At 74.5% G+C, this 19,896-nt stretch carries 17 protein-coding genes and 1 pseudogene; 16 read left to right on the top strand and 2 right to left on the bottom strand.

Annotated elements, in window-relative coordinates:
- Positions 1 to 328: 328 nt before the first annotated feature.
- Positions 329 to 1,189, bottom strand: coding sequence for an HAD family hydrolase (locus tag ACIGW2_RS11135; RefSeq protein WP_391654202.1), 861 nt, complete (start codon positions 1,187 to 1,189; stop codon positions 329 to 331).
- 590 nt (positions 1,190 to 1,779) lie between these two features.
- Here ACIGW2_RS11135 and ssd point away from each other — a divergent pair.
- From ssd to ACIGW2_RS11100, 7 genes and pseudogenes are all read left to right on the top strand, one after another.
- Positions 1,780 to 2,823: a septum site-determining protein Ssd gene (gene ssd / locus ACIGW2_RS11130; protein WP_399843509.1), complete on the top strand. Its 1,044-nt coding sequence runs from the start codon at positions 1,780 to 1,782 to the stop codon at positions 2,821 to 2,823.
- Positions 2,820 to 3,971: a TadA family conjugal transfer-associated ATPase gene (locus ACIGW2_RS11125; RefSeq protein ID WP_361585024.1), complete on the top strand. Its 1,152-nt coding sequence runs from the start codon at positions 2,820 to 2,822 to the stop codon at positions 3,969 to 3,971. The genes ssd and ACIGW2_RS11125 overlap by 4 nt, the downstream gene beginning before the upstream one ends.
- Positions 3,968 to 4,813 carry a type II secretion system F family protein gene (locus tag ACIGW2_RS11120; RefSeq protein WP_399842877.1) on the top strand — a complete coding sequence of 282 codons (846 nt, stop codon included), beginning with the start codon at positions 3,968 to 3,970 and terminating at the stop codon, positions 4,811 to 4,813. Before ACIGW2_RS11125 ends, ACIGW2_RS11120 begins: the two co-directional genes overlap by 4 nt.
- A gap of 118 nt (positions 4,814 to 4,931) precedes the next feature.
- Positions 4,932 to 5,714 carry a type II secretion system F family protein gene (locus ACIGW2_RS11115; protein WP_399842874.1) on the top strand — a complete coding sequence of 261 codons (783 nt, stop codon included), beginning with the start codon at positions 4,932 to 4,934 and terminating at the stop codon, positions 5,712 to 5,714.
- Positions 5,715 to 5,860: 146 nt separating this feature from the next.
- Positions 5,861 to 5,998 carry a DUF4244 domain-containing protein gene (locus ACIGW2_RS11110; protein ID WP_361585035.1) on the top strand — a complete coding sequence of 46 codons (138 nt, stop codon included), beginning with the start codon at positions 5,861 to 5,863 and terminating at the stop codon, positions 5,996 to 5,998.
- Positions 5,985 to 6,341 (top strand): TadE family type IV pilus minor pilin, encoded by a 357-nt coding sequence (locus ACIGW2_RS11105; protein ID WP_391654205.1) that lies wholly within the window; start codon positions 5,985 to 5,987, stop codon positions 6,339 to 6,341. Before ACIGW2_RS11110 ends, ACIGW2_RS11105 begins: the two co-directional genes overlap by 14 nt.
- Positions 6,338 to 6,604 (top strand): annotated as a pseudogene (locus tag ACIGW2_RS11100) (Rv3654c family TadE-like protein); the annotation flags it as partial. The gene ACIGW2_RS11105 and the pseudogene ACIGW2_RS11100, both read left to right, overlap by 4 nt.
- Before the next feature lie 40 nt (positions 6,605 to 6,644).
- Here ACIGW2_RS11100 and ACIGW2_RS11095 read toward each other — a convergent pair.
- Positions 6,645 to 9,227, bottom strand: a complete 2,583-nt coding sequence (locus ACIGW2_RS11095) for a DEAD/DEAH box helicase (protein WP_399842869.1) — start codon at positions 9,225 to 9,227, stop codon at positions 6,645 to 6,647.
- A 77-nt stretch (positions 9,228 to 9,304) separates the two neighbouring features.
- Between ACIGW2_RS11095 and ACIGW2_RS11090 the strand changes: the two genes are divergently transcribed.
- The 9 genes from ACIGW2_RS11090 (at position 9,305) to ACIGW2_RS11050 (ending at position 19,798) form a co-directional block, all read left to right on the top strand.
- Positions 9,305 to 9,658 (top strand): STAS domain-containing protein, encoded by a 354-nt coding sequence (locus ACIGW2_RS11090; protein WP_345487142.1) that lies wholly within the window; start codon positions 9,305 to 9,307, stop codon positions 9,656 to 9,658.
- 55 nt (positions 9,659 to 9,713) lie between these two features.
- Positions 9,714 to 10,178: an ATP-binding protein gene (locus ACIGW2_RS11085; protein ID WP_391654207.1), complete on the top strand. Its 465-nt coding sequence runs from the start codon at positions 9,714 to 9,716 to the stop codon at positions 10,176 to 10,178.
- Between the two features lie 393 nt (positions 10,179 to 10,571).
- Complete coding sequence (locus tag ACIGW2_RS11080) at positions 10,572 to 12,926, top strand: sodium-translocating pyrophosphatase (RefSeq protein WP_391654208.1); 2,355 nt, start codon at positions 10,572 to 10,574, stop codon at positions 12,924 to 12,926.
- A 290-nt stretch (positions 12,927 to 13,216) separates the two neighbouring features.
- Positions 13,217 to 13,876 (top strand): small secreted protein, encoded by a 660-nt coding sequence (locus ACIGW2_RS11075; RefSeq protein ID WP_391654209.1) that lies wholly within the window; start codon positions 13,217 to 13,219, stop codon positions 13,874 to 13,876.
- Between the two features lie 228 nt (positions 13,877 to 14,104).
- Positions 14,105 to 15,667, top strand: a complete 1,563-nt coding sequence (locus tag ACIGW2_RS11070; protein WP_399842864.1) for a methyltransferase — start codon at positions 14,105 to 14,107, stop codon at positions 15,665 to 15,667.
- A 39-nt stretch (positions 15,668 to 15,706) separates the two neighbouring features.
- On the top strand, positions 15,707 to 16,711 hold the full coding sequence (locus tag ACIGW2_RS11065; protein ID WP_399842862.1) for an ArsR/SmtB family transcription factor: 1,005 nt from the start codon (positions 15,707 to 15,709) through the stop codon (positions 16,709 to 16,711).
- 193 nt (positions 16,712 to 16,904) lie between these two features.
- Positions 16,905 to 18,098 (top strand): ATP-binding cassette domain-containing protein, encoded by a 1,194-nt coding sequence (locus ACIGW2_RS11060; protein WP_399842859.1) that lies wholly within the window; start codon positions 16,905 to 16,907, stop codon positions 18,096 to 18,098.
- On the top strand, positions 18,095 to 18,880 hold the full coding sequence (locus ACIGW2_RS11055) for an ABC transporter permease (RefSeq protein WP_399842857.1): 786 nt from the start codon (positions 18,095 to 18,097) through the stop codon (positions 18,878 to 18,880). The genes ACIGW2_RS11060 and ACIGW2_RS11055 overlap by 4 nt, the downstream gene beginning before the upstream one ends.
- A 126-nt stretch (positions 18,881 to 19,006) precedes the next feature.
- Entirely contained in the window at positions 19,007 to 19,798 is a 792-nt protein-coding gene (locus tag ACIGW2_RS11050) for an ABC transporter permease (protein WP_391654214.1), read from the top strand.
- Positions 19,799 to 19,896 lie beyond the last annotated feature (98 nt).

The following is a 19,896-nucleotide window of genomic DNA, read 5'->3' as shown; positions in this document are numbered from 1 at the left end:
ACCAGACTTCGGTACCGCCGCTGGCACGTCCACCCAGTTACCAAGCGTCCTCGATATGTGCCCATCAAGCGGGGTTCTTTGCCCTGCGCCTGGTGCGGCTGGCCCTTAATCGAAGGGTCGACGTCGCGTGGGTGCCAGGTTTCTGTGCGTCAGGTCCGTGGGGCCTTCTTGCTCAACAGGTGATCCTCTCGGATGTCCCAGGTCTCGCGGGCCTGATTCCTTTCTACTCCTGTCCGGATGGAAGCGAAAGTCGTGCTTCCGTTTCTTTGCGTTTCGCTCAAAGGCGGGCAAAGCGAACGGCAAGTCCCGAGGTGGGAGACCCCCGGCGTCAGGCGATGGCCCCGGCCGCCGCGCGGGCGAGGGCGGCCTGCCGGCGGCGGCTCGCGTACCAGACCAGGCCCGCGGTGGCCGCGGCCGCACCCACCGCCGCCGCGGCGACGAGCGCCGGACGCGGCGGCATCCGGAACTCCGGCAGGCGCTGCTTGAGCCGCACCGGCTTGTCGAAGACCAGCACCGGCCAGTCCCGCGCGGTCGCCTCGCGGCGGAGCGCCCGGTCCGGGTTGACCGCGTACGGGTGGCCCACCGCCTCCAGCATCGGGACGTCGGTCGCCGAGTCGCTGTACGCGAAGCAGCGCGAGAGGTCGTAGCCCTCCGACTCGGCGAGCTCGCGGACCGCCTCCGCCTTCGTCGGGCCGTACGCGTAGTACTCCACCTCGCCCGTGAAGCAGCCGTCCTCGCCGACCACCATCCGGGTGGCGACCACCCGGTCGGCGCCGAGCATCTCGCCGATGGGCTCCACGACCTCGGCCCCGGAGGTGGAGACGATCACGACGTCGCGCCCGGCGGCGTGGTGGTCCTCGATGAGCGAGGCCGCCTCGTCGTAGATGATCGGGTCGATCAGATCGTGCAGGGTCTCGGCCACGAGCTCCTTCACCTGGGCGACGTTCCAGCCTTTGCAGAGCGCGGAAAGATATTCGCGCATCCGCTCCATCTGGTCGTGATCGGCGCCTCCGACGAGGAACACGAACTGGATGTACGCCGTCCGCAGTGCGGCACGGCGACTGATCAGTCCGCCCCGGTAGAAGGACTTGCTGAAGGTCAGCGTCGAGGACTTCGCAATGACCGTCTTGTCCAGGTCAAAGAAGGCGGCTGCGCGCGGCATCGAGTGGTTTTCCACGTGCCCGAGCATAGGTGCCCGCCATTCGGCGTACGCTGGGGCGCGTGGGTTTGCCTGAGAAGGCTCTCGGGTACACCATGGAAGTCACGGATCGTTCGCGACCGTGCTAACCCGGTCCGGCTCCTCCCCCCCCGAGTCGGCCGGAGAGACGACCCCCGCTCTCCCCCCCGGCGGGGGTCGTCGCATGTCCGGACGCGTTTTCGTCCCGTCGACCAGCATCCTCGCTCCTTTCCCCGGCCCGCGTCGCCGCGACGGCCGGGTGCGCGCACGAACCCTTGATTCGTCACACAGCGTAGCCGTCGGGCTGCTCTCCGGGCAGTCCCGGATCGGGTGACGAAGTTATTCACAGGCGGCCGGTTATCCACAGTTTTCGAGCAAGATCCACATGATTTCCGGAGGCGCTGCACGGTGATTCCGGTCGCGAAGTCCGCGAACCGCAAATCACGTGAGGGGTGGGTGCCGTGGAGGGACCGAAGACTTCCGGAAGGCCGGTGCGAGGCAGGGCGGCCTGGCGCGTGACCACGGGCCCGGGCACGGATCCGGGCGCCGGGCGGGAAAGGGACGCGGGAGCGGGGGAAGGCGGAGCGCCGCCGGCCCGGCCGCTGCTCGTCACCGAGGACCTGGCACTGCTCGACGACCTGCTGCGGCTGTGCGCCGCGGCCGGAGCCGAGCCCGAGGTGCACCACACCGTTCCCGAACGCCGGGCGAGCTGGACCGACCCGCCGCTGGTGCTCGTCGGCGACGACGCGGCGGCGAGCTGCCGCGCCGCCGCCCGCCGGCCCGGCGTGCTGCTCGTCGGCAGGGACCCCGACGACCCGGGCGTCTGGCAGCGGGCCGTCCGGATCGGCGCCGAAGACGTGCTGACCCTGCCCGACGACGAGGCCCGGCTGGTGGATCTGCTCGCCGACGCCGTCGAAGGCGTCGGACCACAGGCCCCGACCGTCGGCGTCATCGGCGGACGCGGCGGAGCCGGCGCCTCCACCCTGGCCTGTGGCCTGGCCCTCGCCGCCGTCCGGGCCGGACAGCGCACCCTCCTGGTCGACGGCGACCCGCTGGGCGGCGGACTGGACGTCCTGCTCGGCGGGGAGCGCGCCGAAGGGCACCGCTGGCCGGACTTCGCGGCGTCGAAGGGGCGGGTCGCCGGCGCCGCCCTTGAGGAGTCCCTGCCCGAGGTGCACGGACTGCGGGTGCTCAGCTGGGACCGGGGCGACCCCGTCCACGTGCCGCCCGAGGCCATGCGCTCGGTCCTCGCCGCCGCGCGGCGGCGCGGCGGGGTCGTCGTGGTCGACCTGCCCCGCCGGATCGACGCCACCGTCACCGAGACCCTCGCCCAGCTCGACCTCGGACTGCTGCTCATCCCCGGCGAGCTGCGCGCCGTCGCCGCCGCCCAGCGGATGGCCGGCGCCGTCGGCACCGCCCTGCGCGATCTGCGCGCCGTCGTCCGCGGGCCGTACGCGCCCGGGCTCGACGAGGAGTGGATCGCCGAAGCCCTCCGGCTCCCCCTCGTCGGCGACCTCCCCCACGACCCGGACCTGTCGGCGGCCGGAGACGGCGGGCCTCCGCCCGGCGCGGACGCTCGCAGCCCGCTGGCCCGGTTCTGCTCCGCGTTCTGGGACCGGGCACTCACCCCGGAGCGTGCGGCATGAGCGGTACGGGACTGCTGGACGCCGTGCGACAGCGGCTCGCCGAGAGCGGCGCCGAGCCGACCCCGGCCCGGGTCGCCGCCGCGCTCCGCGCCCAGGGCCGCCTGCTCGGGGACACCGAAGTCCTCGGCGCGGCCGAGGAACTGCGCAGCGAACTGATCGGCACCGGCCCGCTGGAGCCCCTCCTCGCCGACCCGCGGGTCACCGACGTCCTCGTCTCCGCACCCGATCAAGTCTGGGTGGACCGCGGCGCCGGCCTGGAGACGACCGGGGTGACCTTCCCCGACGCCGCGGCGGTACGGCGCCTGGCGCAGCGCCTCGCGGCGGTGGCCGGACGGCGGCTGGACGACGCCCGGCCCTGGGTCGACGCCCGCCTGCCCGACGGCACCCGCATGCACGCCGTGCTGCCGCCGGTCGCCGTGGGCTCGACCTGTCTGTCGCTGCGGGTCGTGCGGCCCCGGGCCTTCGCGGTGCGCGAGCTGACCGAAGCCGGCACCGTCCCGCCCGGTGGCGAGCCGGTGCTGCGGGCGCTGATCGAGGCGCGTGTCTCCTTCCTCGTCAGCGGCGGCACGGGCTCGGGCAAGACCACCCTGCTGTCCACGCTCCTGGGCCTGGTCGGCCCGCGCGAGCGGATCGTCATCGCCGAGGACTCCGCCGAACTGCGCCCCGATCATCCGCACGTGGTGCGTCTGGAGGCCCGCCCGCCGAACCAGGAGGGCGCCGGCCTGGTGACCCTGCGGGACCTGGTGCGCCAGGCGCTGCGGATGCGGCCGGACCGGCTGGTGGTCGGAGAGGTCCGGGGCCCCGAGGCCGTCGACCTCCTGGCGGCCCTCAACACGGGCCACGAAGGCGGCTGCGGCACCGTCCACGCCAACGCGGCGGCCGACGTGCCCGCCCGGCTCGAGGCACTGGGGACGGCCGCGGGCCTCGACCGGGCCGCCCTGCACAGCCAGTTGGGGGCCGGGCTCTCCGCGGTGCTGCACCTGGTGCGGGACCGCTCCGGGACCCGCCGGATCGCCGAGGTGCACGTCCTCGAACGCGACCGGGAGGGACTGGTCGTGACGGTGCCCGCGCTGAGCTGGAAGCCCGGTGGGTTCCAGCGGGAGCGCGGCTGGGGACGGCTGCGGGCGCTGATCGGGGGCGAGCGATGACGACGACACTGCTCGGAGCGGCTCTGTGCGCGGTGCTCGCCCTGGCCTGGACGGCCGGGCACGAGCGGGCGGCGCGCCGGGCGCGGGCGGTGCTGGCGGCGCCCGGGAGCCCGGCACGTACCTGGTGCGCCACGGTAGGCCCCTGGTGGGAGCGCGTCCGGGGACGCCGCGAGTGGCTGTGCCTGCCGGCGGCCGCGGTACCGGCACTGCTCGGCTCCTCGCCGCTGCCGCTGCTCCTGGGCGCCGCCGCGGTGCCGCTGGTCGGGCGCCGGCTGAGGGCCGCCCGGGCACGCCGGGAGCGTACGGAGCGGGCCGACCGGGTGGTCGCGCTGTGCGGCGCCGTCGCGGGAGAGCTGCGGGCCGGTTGGCAGCCCGCCCAGGCGCTGGCGTTCGCGGCCCGCACCACCGGGGCGCTCGGCGGGCAGGAGGCCGCCGTCCTCGCCGCGGCCCGCTTCGGCGGCGACGTGCCCGAGGCGCTGCGCCGGGCCGCCCGCGGGGACGGCGCCGACGGCCTGGCCGGCTTGGCCGCCTGCTGGCAGGTCGCCGTGGACGGCGGCGCGGGTCTCGCCGCCGGCCTCGACCGCCTGGAGACCGCCCTGCGGGCCCACCGCGACCAGCGGGAGCGCTTGCGCGCCCAACTGGCCGGAGCCTGGGCCACGGTGGGCGTCCTCGCGGTGCTGCCCGTCGCCGGCCTCGGCCTCGGCGCGGCCCTCGGCGCCCGCCCCCTGTGGGTGCTGCTCCACACCCCCGCCGGCCTCGGTTGCCTGGCCGTCGGCGGCGCGTTGGAAGCGGCCGGCCTGTGGTGGGCGGCGCGGATCGTGCGTGGGGGTGAGGCGTCGTGACCGCGGTGCTCGGGGTGGTGTGCGGCGTCGTCGGGGTGGGCTGCTTCGTTCTCGGCGGGGTGCTGGAGGTCGGCGGCGCCTGGTGGGCGGCGCGGGGCGCGCGAGGAGGTGGGCGTCCGTGATCACGCTGCTGAGCGTGGTGTGCGCGCTCGCGGGACTGGGGCTGACGCTCGCCGACCGGCGGCGCTGCCGGAGGGTCCGTGGGCGGACGGCGGCGGCCCTCGCGACCGAGCAGGCATCCGCGCGGCGGCGCCGGTGGCCGGCCCTGCCCGCCCTGGTGCGGAGATGGGGCGTGCCCTGCGCCGCGGGGCTCGGCGGGTTCGCACTCGTCGGCGGGCTGCCCGGCCTCGTGGCCGGGGCGGGCGCGGCCTGGGCCGTGTGGTGGCTCCGGGTGCGGCGCGCGAGGACGGAGGGGCGCGATGGCGAGGCAGGTGGGCCGGGGGAGGCGGAGAGGGCCGAGATGGCCCGTCAGTTGCCGCTCGCGGCCGATCTGTTGGCGGCCTGTGCCTCGGCCGGCGCGGCGCCGGGGGAGTCCGCCGAGGCGGTGGGCCGGTCGCTGGGCGGTCCGGTCGGGGACCGGCTGGTGCGCACCGCCGCAGAGCTGCGGCTCGGTGATGAACCGGCCGAGGTGTGGCGGAGGTTCGGCGCGATACCCGGCGCGGAGGGGCTGGCCCGCTGCCTGGAGCGGGCGGCCTCCTCCGGGGCGCCCGCGGCCGAGGCCGTGGCGCGCCACGCCGAGGGGTTGCGGGCCGCCCGCGCCCGTACGGCGGCCGCCCGGGCGCAGCGGGCGCAGGTGCTGATCACCGCACCTGTCGGGCTGTGCTTCCTGCCCGCCTTCCTGGCGGTGGGGGTGGCGCCCGTGGTGATCGGCCTCGCGAGCGGACTGCTCGGCGGCCGGTGAGCAGGACCGGGCGACCCCACCAGGGGCGCCCGTGGAGACGACGACAGGTCCGGGGACGGACCGAGGAGGTTCGGATGATGCGGTTCGGGAAGCGGCTGGGTGCGTGGTGGTGGGCCCGGAGGGACGCGGCGCGGCGGGACACGGGCATGAGCACCACGGAGTACGCGATGGGCACGATCGCCGCGGCGGCCTTCGCCGCCGTGCTCTACAAGGTGCTCACCAGTGGCACGGTCTCCAAGGCCTTGGAATCGGTGATCGGGAAGGCCCTCGATGCGCCGTTCTGACCGGGGGTCGGTCACCGCGGAGACGGCGGTCGCGCTGCCCGCGCTGGTGCTGTTCACGGCGGCGTTGCTGTGGGCGCTCGCGGCGGCCGCCGCGCAGATCCAGTGCGTGGACGCGGCCCGGGCCGGGGCGCGGGCGGCGGCCCGGTCCGAGCCGATGGCCGACGCCGAGGCAGCGGCCAGGGCGGCGGCGCCGGAGGGCGCGACGGTCGCGGTGGCACGCGACGGCGAGTTGTGGCGGGTGACGGTCGAGGCGTCCGCACCGGGGCCCGGCGGCCTGGGCCTGACCTTGCGGGCCGGCGCGGTGGCGCTCGCCGAGGACACGCTGGGGGAGGCGGTGCCATGAGCCGACGGCTGGCCGACCGGGGAGCGGCGACGGTGTGGACCGCGTTCGCCGCGTGCGCCCTGTGTGTGGTGTTCGGTGCGATTCTGGCGCTCGGTCAGGCCGTTGCCGCCCGCCACCGGGCCGGCGCGGCCGCCGATCTGGCGGCGCTCGCGGCGGCCGACCGTGCCCTGTGGGGCGAGGCGGACGCGTGCGCCGCCGCCGGCCGGGTGGCCGCCGCCCAGGCGGCCGAGCTGACGCGCTGCCGGATCCGGGAGGACATCGCGGACGTCACCGCCCGCGTGGCGGGCCCCTGGCCGGTGGAGATCAGGTCCCGGGCCGGCCCTCCCGCCCCACAGGGGCTCCCGGTCGGGACGGGTCAGGGCCTGTCGCCGCCGGAGCCGATTCCGGAGCCGCCTCGTGATCTGCGGCTCCCGGAGCCATCGGTTCCGGCTCCCGGGGGTGGGGCGCCTCGCGGAGGAGTTCGGTGAGGAGGCGGACGGCGCCGCGTTTGTGGAGGGGGTCGTTGCCGTTGCCGCACTTGGGGGACTGGATGCAGGACGGGCAGCCGGCGTCGCACTCGCAGGAGGCGATGGCCTCGCGGGTGGCGGTGAGCCAGGCGCGGGCGGTGTGGAAGGCACGCTCGGCGAAGCCGGCGCCGCCGGGGTGGCCGTCGTAGACGAAGACGGTCGGCAGCAGGGTGTCCGGGTGCAGGGGGACGGAGACGCCGCCGATGTCCCAGCGGTCGCAGGTGGCGAAGAGCGGGAGCATCCCGATGGAGGCGTGTTCGGCGGCGTGCAGGGCGCCGCCGAGGATCTCCGGGTTGATCCGGGCGGCGTCGAGCTGGTCCTCGGTGACCGTCCACCACACGGCCCGGGTGCGCAGGGTGCGGGGCGGGAGGTCGAGCTTGGTCTCGCCGAGCACCTCGCCGGTGATCAGACGGCGGCGGAGGAAGGAGACGACCTGGTTGGTGACCTCGACGGAGCCGTAGCAGAGGCGGCCGGCTCCCCAGGGGATCTCGGTGTCGGTGGACAGGACGGAGATGGAGGTGGTGTCGCGGGCGACGGTGGAATAGGGCGGGTTCGCCTCTTCGACGAGGGCCACGGAGTCCTTGAGGTCGAGCTCGCGGACGAGATAGGTGCGGCCCTGGTGGAGGTGGACGGCGCCCTCGTGGACGGCGGTGTGGGAGGCGGCCTCGTCGACGGTGCCGAGCAGCCGGCCGGTGCCGGACTCGACGATCCGGACGGGGCTGCCCCCGCCGCCCCGGATGTCGGTGAGGTCGGCGGCCCGCTCGCGGCGGGTCCAGTACCAGCCGGTGGAGCGGCGGCGGAGCAGTCCGGCGGACTCCAGCTGGGGCAGCAGTCCGGGCACGGCCGGGCCGAAGAGGGCCAGGTCCGCGTCGGTGAGCGGCAGCTCGGCGGCGGCCGCGCACAGATGGGGGGCGAGGACGTAGGGGTTGTCGGGGTCGAGGACCGTGGACTCGACGGGCTGCTGGAAGATCGCCTCCGGGTGGTGGACCAGGAAGGTGTCCAGCGGGTCGTCGCGGGCGACCAGGACCGCGAGGGCGCCCTCGCCGGAGCGCCCGGCGCGGCCGGCCTGCTGCCACAGGGAGGCGCGGGTCCCGGGGTAGCCGGCGATCACCACGGCGTCGAGGCCGGAGATGTCGATGCCGAGCTCCAGGGCGCTGGTGGCGGCCAGGCCGAGGAGCTCGCCGGAGTGGAGGGCCTGCTCCAGGGCGCGCCGCTCCTCGGGCAGGTAGCCGCCCCGGTAGGCGGCCACCCGGCGGGCCAGGGAGCGGTCGACCTCGGCGAGGCGTTCCTGGGCGATCACCGAGATCAGTTCGGCGCCGCGCCGGGAGCGCACGAAGGCGACCGAGCGGACGCCCTGCACGGTCAGGTCGGTCAGGAGGTCGGCGGTCTCGGCGGTGGCGGTGCGGCGGACCGGGGCGCCCTGTTCGCCGTGCAGCTCGGTGAGCGGCGGCTCCCAGAGGGCGAAGACCAGTTCGCCGCGCGGGGAGGCGTCGTCGGCGACCTCGGTGACGGGGAGGCCGGTGAGCCGGGCGGCGGCGCGCGCGGGCTCGGCGGAGGTGGCCGAGGCCAGCAGGAACACCGGCTCGGAGCCGTAGCGGGCACAGATCCGGCGCAGCCGGCGCAGCACCTGGGCGACGTGCGAGCCGAAGACGCCCCGGTAGGTGTGGCACTCGTCCACGACGACATAGCGGAGGGAGCGCAGGAAGGAGGACCAGCGGGGGTGGGAGGGGAGGATGCCCCGGTGCAGCATGTCGGGGTTGGTGAGCACGTAGTTGGCGTACTGGCGGACCCATTCGCGTTCCTCGACCGGCGTGTCGCCGTCGTAGACGGCGGGGCGGATCCGGTTGCCCAGCGGGGCGGCGAGCTCGCGCACGGCGCGCCGCTGGTCGGCGGCGAGGGCCTTGGTGGGGGCGAGGTAGAGGGCCGTGGCGCCGCGCCCGTTCGGGGCCTCGGAGCCGTCCAGGAGTGCGGAGAGGACGGGGGTGAGATAGGCGAGCGACTTGCCCGAGGCGGTTCCGGTGGCGATCACCACGGAGGTGCCGTCCAGGGCGTGCTCGGCGGCTTCCGCCTGGTGGGCCCAGGGGTGTGCGATGCCGGCCTGCTCGACGGCCGCGATCACCTCGGCCCGGATGCGGTGCGGCCACACGGCATGGCGGCCCTCACGGGCGGGCATGTGCTCCGTATGAGTGATGCGCGCGGCGCGGCTCTCGCCTCGCGAGAGCCGGTCGAGGACCTCGCCGGGAGAGGGGCGGCTGCCCGTGTCTCCCGTGGGTCGGCTGGGGCGGTGATTCTTGGCCATCGGCTCCGAGTGTGTCACCGGCGTGACGGACAATGCTTCCAAGGCGTCGTGCATGGCTGCCGGTAAGTGATTGAATGCCATCGCGGCCGGCGATCCGTCCCGTGCTCCGCCCGGGAGACCGAGGGACGGCCGCTCGATAGCTAGGTGCTGGAGGACCCGTGGACCTGTCTCTGTCGACTCGCACTGTGCCCGGCCCCAACGGCGACCGTACGGTCGTCGAGGTCGGTGGCGAGATTGATGTGTATACCGCGCCCAAGCTGCGCGAGCAGTTGGTCGAGTTGGTGAACGACGGCAGCTACCACCTGGTTGTCGACATGGAAGGCGTGGACTTCCTCGACTCGACCGGCCTCGGCGTGCTCGTGGGCGGGCTGAAGCGCGTGCGCGCGCACGAGGGATCGCTGCGTCTGGTGTGCAACCAGGAGCGCATCCTGAAGATCTTCCGGATCACCGGTCTGACCAAGGTGTTCCCGATCCACACCTCGGTCGACGAGGCCATCAACGCGGCCGACTGAGCCCGCGGCACCAGCCGTCGTCCCGTGCAGCCGCCGAGAATCCCAGGGGGATCGCATGGCCACCGTTGAACTGCTCTTCAGCGCCCAGCCCGAGCACGTCCGCACGGCCCGCCTGGTGGCGGCCGCGGTGGCGCGCCGGGCCGGGGTCGACGAGGCGGTCCTCGACGAGGTCCGGCTCGCCGTCGGCGAGGCCTGTTCCCGCGCGGTGGGGCTGCACCGCAGCAACGGGGTCGGCACCCCCGTCCGGGTGGTGCTGACCGAGGAGGAGAAGACCTTCTCCATCGAGGTCGGCGACGAGGTGCCCGGCGCGGGCGTGGCGGCCGCGGATGCCGCCGGAGTGCCCGGTGAGCGCGACGCGGCTCCGGCACCCGCCGAGGACTTCGACGACGCCGGCGGCGAGGACGAGATGGGTCTCGCGGTGATCCGCGGGCTCGTCGACGACGTCGAGGTGAGCGCCGGTGAGGACGGCGGCACCATCAGGATGAGCTGGCCCGCCAACCCGGACGCCGCACTCACCTGATCCGGCGCCCGCCGGACGGCCGGACGGCCGCGACACACCCGAGAACGAGAAGAGGCCCTGCCCCGCGCAGGGCCTCTTTCCGTGCCCGGCCCCGGCGCCTCCCGTACCGCCGCGCCCCGCCCCGGCCCCCCCGGCCCCCGGCGCGCGGCGCCCCGCCCCGGCCCCCCGGCGCCCCCGTACCGCGGCTCCCGAGCCCTGCGCCCGACGCCCCGTGCCCCACGCCCCATGCCCCGAGCCCCCCCGCCACGGGTTCCTCCCACCGGTGGGGGCGCGTTACCGCGATTGGCGGCACTTGTGAGGTATTCGTGATGTACCACTGCTGATGCCTGCTTTGAGTCGGCTTTGCTCCCTAGAATCCCGTTTGTCTTGACCCCGCGACGTCAGGAGGACGGAATGGCGGGTCTCGCAGCCGCGGTGCTCACCCAGGAGAACCGCGTGATCGTGTTCGTCGTCGCGGGCGTGGCCCTCGCGGCGCTGGTCGTCGCGCAGCTGCTCGTGCGGCAGGTCCTGGCGGCCGGCGAGGGCACGGAGAAGATGAAGCAGATCGCGGCGGCCGTGCAGGAGGGCGCCAACGCGTATCTCGCCCGGCAGTTGCGGACGGTGGGGGTGTTCGCCGTCGTCGTGTTCTTCCTGCTGTTCCTGCTGCCCGCCGACGACTGGTCGCAGCGGGCGGGCCGGTCACTGTTCTTCCTGGTGGGGGCGCTGTTCTCGGCCGTCACCGGCTACGTGGGCATGCGGCTCGCGGTGCGGGCGAACGTGCGGGTCGCCGCGGCCGCCCGCGAGGCCACCCCGGCCGAGGGCGAACCGGCGAAGGACCTGACAGAGGTCGCCCACCGGGCGATGAAGATCGCGTTTCGCACGGGTGGCGTGGTCGGCATGTTCACCGTCGGCCTCGGTCTGCTCGGCGCGTCCTGCGTGGTGCTCGTCTACGCCGCCGACGCGCCGAAGGTCCTGGAGGGCTTCGGTCTGGGCGCCGCGCTCATCGCCATGTTCATGCGGGTCGGCGGCGGCATCTTCACCAAGGCCGCCGACGTCGGCGCCGACCTGGTCGGCAAGGTCGAACAGGGCATCCCCGAGGACGACCCGCGCAACGCCGCCACCATCGCGGACAACGTGGGCGACAACGTCGGCGACTGCGCGGGCATGGCCGCCGACCTCTTCGAGTCGTACGCCGTGACCCTGGTCGCCGCGCTCATCCTCGGCAAGGCCGCCTTCGGCGACCTCGGCCTCGCCTTCCCGCTGCTCGTCCCGGCGATCGGCGTGGTCACCGCCATGATCGGGATCTTCGCGGTGGCCCCGCGGCGCGCCGACCGCAGCGGGATGAGCGCCATCAACCGCGGCTTCTTCCTCTCCGCGGTGATCTCCCTGGTCCTGGTGGCCGTGGTCGCCTTCGCCTACCTGCCCTCCTCCTACGCCGAGCTCGCCGGCGTCACCGAGCCCGGCATCGCCGCGCACGACGGCGATCCGCGGGTCCTCGCGCTCGTCGCGGTCGCCGTCGGCATCGTGCTCGCCGCGCTGATCCAGCAGCTCACCGGCTACTTCACCGAGACCGGCCGGCGCCCGGTCCGCGACATCGGCAAGTCCTCGCTGACCGGCCCCGCCACCGTCGTCCTCGCCGGCGTCTCCATCGGCCTGGAGTCGGCCGTCTACACCGCGCTGCTCATCGGGCTCGCGGTCTACGGTGCCTTCCTGCTCGGCGGCGCCTCCATCATGCTGGCGCTGTTCGCGGTCGCGCTGGCCGGCACCGGGCTGCTCACCACGGTCGGCGTGATCGTCGCCATGGACACCTTCGGGCCGGTCTCCGACAACGCGCAGGGCATCGCCGAGATGTCCGGCGACGTGCAGGGCGCCGGGGCGCAGGTGCTCACCGACCTCGACGCCGTCGGCAACACCACCAAGGCGATCACCAAGGGCATCGCGATCGCCACCGCCGTCCTCGCCGCCTCGGCGCTCTTCGGCTCCTACCGGGACGCCATCGCGACCGCCGTCACCGACGTCGGGGCCAAGGCGGGCGAGACCAACCTCTCCATGGACATCTCGCAGCCCAACAACCTCTTCGGGATGATCCTCGGCGCCGCGGTCGTCTTCCTCTTCTCCGGGCTCGCGATCAACGCCGTGTCCCGGTCGGCCGGAGCGGTGGTGTACGAGGTGCGGCGGCAGTTCCGCGAGCACCCCGGGATCATGGACTACACCGACAAGCCCGAGTACGGGCGGGTGGTCGACATCTGCACCAAGGACGCGCTGCGCGAGCTCGCCACGCCCGGACTGCTCGCGGTGACGGCGCCGATCGCCGTCGGCTTCGCCCTCGGCGTCGGCGCGCTCGGCTCGTACCTCGCGGGCGCCATCGGCACCGGGGCGCTGATGGCCGTCTTCCTCGCCAACTCCGGCGGTGCCTGGGACAACGCCAAGAAGCTGGTGGAGGACGGGTACCACGGCGGCAAGGGCAGCGACGCGCACGCCGCGACCGTGATCGGCGACACCGTCGGCGACCCCTTCAAGGACACGGCAGGACCGGCGATCAACCCGCTGCTGAAGGTGATGAACCTGGTCGCGCTGCTGATCGCCCCGGCGGTCGTGCAGTTCAGCTTCGGCGCCGACGCGAGCCCCTGGCTGCGGACCCTGGTCGCGGTGCTGGCGATCGGGGTGATCGTGGCGGCGGTACGGGTCTCGAAACGGCGCTCGGTGGCGGTCGGCGACGACTCGCCGGAGCGCGACGGGAGGTCGAAGGGCGCTCCGGTCGCTCCCTGAACGACCACGCGACAAAGGCATGCGACGCAACCACGCCACGCAACCACGCGACGAAACCACGCCACGCAACCAGGCGACGACCGATCGGCGACCGGGGCAACGACCGGCCCCGAGCGCATTGATGAGTTCTCGTCAAAACAGGGGCGGACGACGCCTTCTGACGTGACGTCCGCCCCTGCTTCCTTGGTTCAAACGGCTGCAATATCGGATGAATCGGTCGCACGATCGGTGGAAGCCGTGCGTCCGACGTGTATGTTCCGGGGCCGAGAGCCTTGGAAGGGACCGATCCGGTGAACAAGAAGCTTGCGGCCGCACTGTCCGGCGGCGCGGTACTCATGCTCGTGCTGTCCGGTTGCAGCGACGACGAGGGCGACAAGGTCAACGACTGGGCCAAGACCTTCTGCGACCAGGCCCAGCCGCAGATCCAGAAGCGCGCCAACGCCAACCAGCTGATCATCTCCACGGCCGCCGACAGCAAGCCCGAGACGATCAAGGCCGCCGACTCGAAGGCCTTCCAGGACATCGCCGACGCCGACCGGGCGCTCGCCAAGGCCGTCGAGAGCGCCGGGGCACCGCCGGTCGACAACGGCCAGAAGGTCCAGCAGGACGCCATCAAGGAGCTCAACGCCACGGCCGCGGCCTACGACGGGCTGAAGAAGCAGGTCGACCTGCTGGACACGACGAACCAGCAGAAGTTCGCGGACGGCCTCAAGGTCGTCTCCGACAACCTGGCGAAGATCCAGAACATGGACCAGGACGCCGTCGCCAAGCTCCAGGCCGGCGAGCTCGGCCAGGCCATGGCCAAGCAGCCGGGCTGCCAGACGCCGAAGGCGTCCGTGCCGCCGAGCGGCTCCCCGAAGGCCGGCGCTCCGGACGCGGGCGCTTCGACCCCGGCAGGCAAGCCCTCCGGCTCCGCGAAGCCCTCCGCCTCGGCGAAGTCGGAGGAGTAGGCGCCACCCCTGGGAGCCGCCCCCCCCGGGATGCGCCCCCCGGGAGGCGCCCCCCCGGGAGGCGCCACCCCCAGGGGGCACCTCCCACGGGGAAAGCGCGGGCACCGCGGAAGGCGCCTGCCGCCGGCCGAGGACGCCGATGCCGAGGACGCCGATGCCGCGGCCGAAGGTGGCGGTGGCGGTGGCTGACGATGTCGATGGCTGACGATGTCGGTGGCGGCCGTCACAATGGGGCACGTGAGTACGACCAGCACGACCCCCAGCCTTCCGGTGCCCACGCACGCCGCCCGACTGCGCGAGGCGCTGCTCGCCGCCGACTTCACCGCCGACGGCCTGCTCGACCTGCTCGGCGCCCAGGCCTACGCGGCCCTGGCGCGCAGCGAGACCGTCCCCGCCCTGCGGGCCACCCGCGGGGACTCCCCGCTGGAGACCCTCGTCCGGCTCTTCCTGCTCCAGCAGGAGGTCGACTCGACGCGCGCCGCCGCCGCGCTGCCGCTCGACGAGGCGCTCGCCGACGGCTGGGTGACGGCCGAGGACGGCACGGTCCGCGCCACCGTCGACGTCCGGCCGTACGGCGGTCCGGACGGCGAGGACTGGTTCATCGTCTCCGACCTCGGCTGCGCCGTCGGCGGTGCCGCCGGCATCGGCAAGCAGGGCCGGGACCTGGCCGGCGCGGCCGTCGTCCTCGGCGTCGGCGGGGCCTCCACCACCCTCGCCGGCATCACCGTCCGCACCCCGGTCGCCACCGCGCTCGACCTCGGCACCGGCTCCGGCATCCAGGCGCTGCACGCCGCCCAGCACGCCACCCTGGTCACCGCCACCGACCTCAACCCGCGGGCGCTGGAGTTCACCCGGCTCACCCTCGCCCTCTCGGGGGCGCGCGGCGCCGAGCTGCTCAGCGGCTCGCTCTTCGAGCCCGTCGACGGCGACACGTACGACCTGATCGTGTCCAACCCGCCGTTCGTGATCTCCCCCGGCTCCGGGCTCACCTACCGGGACGGCGGGATGGGCGGCGACGACCTGTGCCGCACCCTCGTCCAGCAGGCCGGGGAGCGGCTCAACGACGGCGGGTACGCGCAGTTCCTCGCCAACTGGCAGCACGTCGAGGGCGAGGAGTGGCAGGACCGGCTGCGCTCGTGGGTGCCGGCCGGCTGCGACGCCTGGATCGTGCAGCGCGAGGTCCAGGACGTCACCCAGTACACCGAGCTGTGGCTGCGCGACAGCGGCGCCCACCAGGGCGACCCGGAGGCGTACCGGGCGGCGTACGGGCGGTGGCTCGACGAGTTCGAGGAGCGCAAGACCAAGGCCGTCGGCTTCGGCTGGATCACCCTGCGCAGGAACGCGGCCGTCGCGGCCGGCACGATCGAGCCCTCCGTCGTCGTCGAGGAGTGGCCGCACCCGGTCGAGCAGCCGCTCGGCGAGACCGTGCGCTCCCACTTCGAGCGCCAGGACTACCTGCGCGCCCGTGACGACGCGGCCCTGCTCGCCGACTCCTTCGTCCTCGCGCCCGAGGTCGTGCAGGAGCAGGTCGGGCTGCCCGGCGCCGAGGACCCCGACCACGTGCTGCTCCGGCAGAACCGGGGCATGCGGCGCGCCACCCGCGTCGACCACGTCGCCGCCGGTTTCGCGGGCGTCTGCGACGGCACGCTCAGCGCCGGCCGCATCCTCGACGCCATCGGCCAGCTCACCGGCGAGGACCCGGTCATGCTGCGGGACCGCACCCCGCAGGCCATCCGGCTGCTCGTCGAGGAGGGCTTCCTGCTGCCGGCCGCCCAGACCCAGGCCCCGTAGGAGCGGACGGACGGGAAACGGAGGGGAGGGGACGGAGACGTGATACGGATCGAGCTGGACGAGGGCGCGCTCGGCGCGACGCGGATCGCCATGAGCCCGCTGCGCGACGCCTTCTGCGCCCTCCACCTCCAGCTGCCCGGCCGCACCCCCTCCTGGCCGTACCAGGAGTGGGTGGGGCACGCCCGCGCGGTGTGGCGGGAGGACGACCGGCTGCGGCCGCTGTGGGAGCTGGTCACCCAGGGCCCGGGCGAGCTGTCGGACTTCCTGCTGCCCCGGCCGATCGGCACCCCCGACGTGTACGAGGAGCTGGACCTGCTGCGGGCCACCGAGCCCGCCGCCGTGCGCGACTTCGCCGCGTACTACTACCCGGACCTGATGGAGGCGCCGTTCCTGCGGCCCTATCTGACGGACCCGGAGGCCGCGTGCGCGGCGCTCGCGGACGCGTACGCCGCCTGGTGGGAGGAGACGATCGCCCCGTACTGGCCGGTGATGCGCCGGCTGGTCGAGGACGAGGTCCTGGTCCGCGCCCGCACCTTCGCGACCGAGGGCGTCGACGCGCTCTTCAGCGGTCTGGAGAGCCGGGCGCGCTGGGAGCGCCCGGTGCTCGAACTCACCAAGTACCTCGACGCGGAGTACGCGGCGGGGGAGCGGCGGCTCGTGCTCGTGCCGCTGGTCTTCGCCGAGGGCTGCCGGCTCTACTCGACCGACGACCCCGAGGTGCTCGCCGTCTCCTTCCAGGCCCGCGGCGCCGCCGCGCTGCGCGAGCCCGTCGAGCCGGCCGCCGAGGACCGGCTCGGACTGCTGCTCGGCCGGGGCCGGGCCGCCGTGCTGCGCGAACTCGGCGCCCCGCTCACCACCGTCGGACTCGCCGACCGGCTCGCCCTCGCGCCCTCCACCGTCTCCGAGCACCTCTCGCTGCTCGCCGGCGCCGGCGTCGTCACCCGCCACCGGGTGGGGCGCTCCGTCTACTACCAGCTCACGGACACCGGGAGGTCCCTGCTGGCGCTCCTCGCGGGCGAGGGCGTGACGGTCCGCGCCGCCTGACACCGAACGGGAAACACCGGACGGGAAACACCGGACGGGGAACGCCGGACAGGGAACACCGACGGGAAACACCGGGCCGACGACCGGCCACGAAAGCCGCCCGCGCCAACCGCCCGCGCCAACCGCCCCCCGACGATTCGGGCGCTCCCGAATCGATGGCCCGGGCCCGGCCGGCCCGGACAGACTCCGGCGCATGCTCGCTATCGAAGCGGACGCGCTGCGCCGCACCTACACCAGCAGGAACGGGTGGTTCCGGCCGCGCCGGACCGAGACCGAGGCCGTCCGCGGGGTCACCTTCGACGTGGCCCCCGGCGAACTCTTCGGCCTGCTCGGGCCGAACGGCGCCGGCAAGACCACCACCATCAAGATGCTCAACACGCTGCTGCTGCCGACCTCCGGCACGGCCCGGGTGTGCGGGCACGACGTGGCCCGCGACCCCGTCGCCGTGCGCCGCCGCATCGGCTACGTCTTCGGCGGCGACCGCGGCCTCTACGACCGGCTCAGCGCGCTCGACAACCTGCGCTACTTCGCCGAACTGTACGGAGTCGAGGCCCGCGACCAGAAGCGGCGGATCGCCGAACTCCTCGACCTGGTCGGGCTCGCGGGCCGCGAGCGGGAGCAGGTCGAGGGCTACTCGCGCGGCATGCGGCAGCGGCTGCACATCGCCCGCGGCCTGCTGCACCGGCCCGAGGTGCTGTTCCTCGACGAGCCGTCGATCGGCGTCGACCCGGTCGCCGCGCGCGATCTGCGCCGTACCGTCGCCGACCTCGCCGCCGGCGGCACGACCGTGCTGCTCACCACCCACTACATGGCCGAGGCCGACGAGTTGTGCGGGCGCGTCGCCGTCATCGCGGGCGGCCGGATCCGCGCCCTCGGCACCCCGCAGAGCCTCAAGGCCCGGATCGGCGACCGGGACGTCCTGGAGATCGAGGTGTACGGGGTCGGCGAGGACGTCCTCGACGCCGTCCGGCGCGTGCCCGGGGTACGGGGCGTCGCCGTGGAGGAACGGGGCACCGCCCAGGCCCTCACGGTGCAGACCGACCGGGGCGCCGAGCTGCACGCGCCGGTCCTGGCCGCGCTCGACGGCGTGCGGGTCGGACGGGTCGTCAGCCGCGAACCCTCCCTGGAGGACGCCTACATCGCCCTGGTGGAGGGGGAGAGCGCCCAGGACTCCGAGGCCGACTCCGACCATGCCCCCGGTTCCGGTTCCGGTCCAGATGCGGATGCCGATGCCGATGCCGATGCCGAGTCCGATCCTGCTGCCCAGGCCGACCCCGGCCCAGGCCTCGACTCCGGCCCCGGCCCCAACTCCGGCCCCGCCTCCGGCCCCCGCACCGGCGCCCACCGCCCCGGACCGGCCCGCGACCTGACGGAGACGAGCGCGTGATCCGCACCCTCCGGCTGATCGCCGTCGGCGTCCGCACCCACGTCTCGTACATGTCGCGCTCGCCGATCGAGATCACCTTCGCCGTCCTCGTCCCCCTCGTCTACGCCACCCTCGCCGTCTACCTCTTCCGCGCCGCCGGCGACCCCGACCGGCTGCTCACCGCCTCCGTCGGCGCCGGACTCATGGGCATCTGGGGCTCGGTGCTCTTCGGCTCCGGCGGCGCCGTGCAGAACCAGCGCTGGCTCGGCACCCTGGAGACCCTGGTCGCCGCGCCCACCCCGCTCGCCCTCGTGCTGCTGCCCGTCACCCTCGCGACCGCCGTCATCGGCACGTACGCGATGGGCGCGACCGTGCTGTGGGGCGTGGTCCTCTTCGGGGTGCCGCTCGACTTCGCACACCCGCTGCTCTTCCTCCTGGCCGTCCCCGTCTGCGTGCTCTCGCTCGGCATGATGGGGCTGCTCCTGGCCGCCACCTTCGTGCTGCTGCGCAACGCCAACGCGCTGGCCAATCCGCTCGACACGCCGATCTGGCTGCTGTCCGGGCTGCTCGTGCCGGTCACCGTGCTGCCCGAATGGACCCGGCCGGTCTCCTGGGCGCTGCCCACTACCTGGGGCGCGCGGGCCGTGCACGCGGCGACCTCCGGCGGCCCGTCCGCCGCGGAGGTGCTGGTCCCGCTGCTCGTCGCCGCCGCGCTCGGCGCCGGATACGCGCTCGCCGCCGTCCTCGTCCTCGGCCGGGTGGAGCGCCGGGCCCGGGCCGCCGCGTCCCTGGCCCTCGCCTGACCCCGAGCCTGATCCCCGACCCGACCCCGACTCCCGACCCGGACCCCGACCCCCGATCCGGACCTCGACCCGACCCGGACCGCGAATCCGGACCCGACCCGATCCCGGTCCCGAAAGGCCCTGCTGATGTTCCGTTTCCTCAGGCCGGCGCGGCTCGTGCTCGTCGGCGGAGCGCTCTCGTACCGCGCCCTGTTCAACTGGACGGCCCCGCCCATGTTCATCGGAACGCTGCTGGTGGGCCCGCTGCTCCAGGTCTTCTTCTTCGTCTTCCTCGGCCGGGAACTCGGCGTCGCCGACGACCGTTTCCATCTTGTCGGGAACGCCGTGCTCGCGGCTTCCGCCTCCTGCGTGTACGGCGGCACCATGGCCGTCGCCAACGAGCGCCGGTACGGCACCCTCGGGGCCGTCCTGCTCTCGCCCCGGCACCGGGTTCCGCTGTGGACGGGCCGCGCCCTGCCGTACGTCCTCAACGGGCTGTTCGTCAGCGTCGTCGTGCTCGCCGCCGCCGCGACGCTGCTCGGTCTGCCGGTGCCGGCCGCCGCCCTGCCCGGGCTCGGGCTGGTGCTGCTCGCCGGGGCCGCCGCCTGCTCGGCCTTCGGGCTGGCGCTCGGCGCGCTCGGGCTGCGCTTCCGCGACGTGTTCCTGGTGTCCAACGTGGCGAGCTCGGCCCTGCTGCTGCTCACCGGCGCGGCCGTGCCCCGCGCCACCCTGCCCGGCTGGATGCGCGCCACCGGGGAGGCGCTGCCGCTGACCCACGCGGCCGACGCGGCGCGCCGCCTCACCGCCGGCGGCGGGCTCGACGGGCGGCTGCTCGGGGCCGAGCTGCTCGTCGGCGCGGGGTACGCGGTCCTCGCCGTCGTGCTGCTCGCCGTCTTCGAGCGCGGCAGCCGGCGCCGCGCCACCCTCGACGTCCTCTGAGGGACGCCACGGGATCCCCCCTGCCAAGGGATCTCCTGGGGGCCGGCCTCTGACGGACCTCCTGTAAGAAGCGACACAGCGGCGGCACCGGCCGGCGG

Origin of the sequence: Streptomyces sp. NPDC053541, from assembly GCF_044544705.1 — a bacterium.
Classification (GTDB): domain Bacteria; phylum Actinomycetota; class Actinomycetes; order Streptomycetales; family Streptomycetaceae; genus Streptomyces.
This window is presented reverse-complemented; position numbering and strand designations above follow the sequence as displayed.

Coding starts and splice junctions, on each gene's coding strand:
- ACIGW2_RS11120 (WP_399842877.1), top strand. CDS start 3,968: ATGACGACGACACTGCTCGGAGCGGCTCTGTGCGCGGTGCTCGCCCTG.
- ACIGW2_RS11110 (WP_361585035.1), top strand. CDS start 5,861: ATGAGCACCACGGAGTACGCGATGGGCACGATCGCCGCGGCGGCCTTC.
- ACIGW2_RS11080 (WP_391654208.1), top strand. CDS start 10,572: ATGGCGGGTCTCGCAGCCGCGGTGCTCACCCAGGAGAACCGCGTGATC.
- ACIGW2_RS11060 (WP_399842859.1), top strand. CDS start 16,905: ATGCTCGCTATCGAAGCGGACGCGCTGCGCCGCACCTACACCAGCAGG.
- ACIGW2_RS11085 (WP_391654207.1), top strand. CDS start 9,714: ATGGCCACCGTTGAACTGCTCTTCAGCGCCCAGCCCGAGCACGTCCGC.
- ACIGW2_RS11105 (WP_391654205.1), top strand. CDS start 5,985: ATGCGCCGTTCTGACCGGGGGTCGGTCACCGCGGAGACGGCGGTCGCG.
- ACIGW2_RS11050 (WP_391654214.1), top strand. CDS start 19,007: ATGTTCCGTTTCCTCAGGCCGGCGCGGCTCGTGCTCGTCGGCGGAGCG.
- ACIGW2_RS11125 (WP_361585024.1), top strand. CDS start 2,820: ATGAGCGGTACGGGACTGCTGGACGCCGTGCGACAGCGGCTCGCCGAG.
- ACIGW2_RS11095 (WP_399842869.1), bottom strand. CDS start 9,227: ATGGCATTCAATCACTTACCGGCAGCCATGCACGACGCCTTGGAAGCA.
- ACIGW2_RS11135 (WP_391654202.1), bottom strand. CDS start 1,189: ATGCTCGGGCACGTGGAAAACCACTCGATGCCGCGCGCAGCCGCCTTC.
- ACIGW2_RS11070 (WP_399842864.1), top strand. CDS start 14,105: ATGGGGCACGTGAGTACGACCAGCACGACCCCCAGCCTTCCGGTGCCC.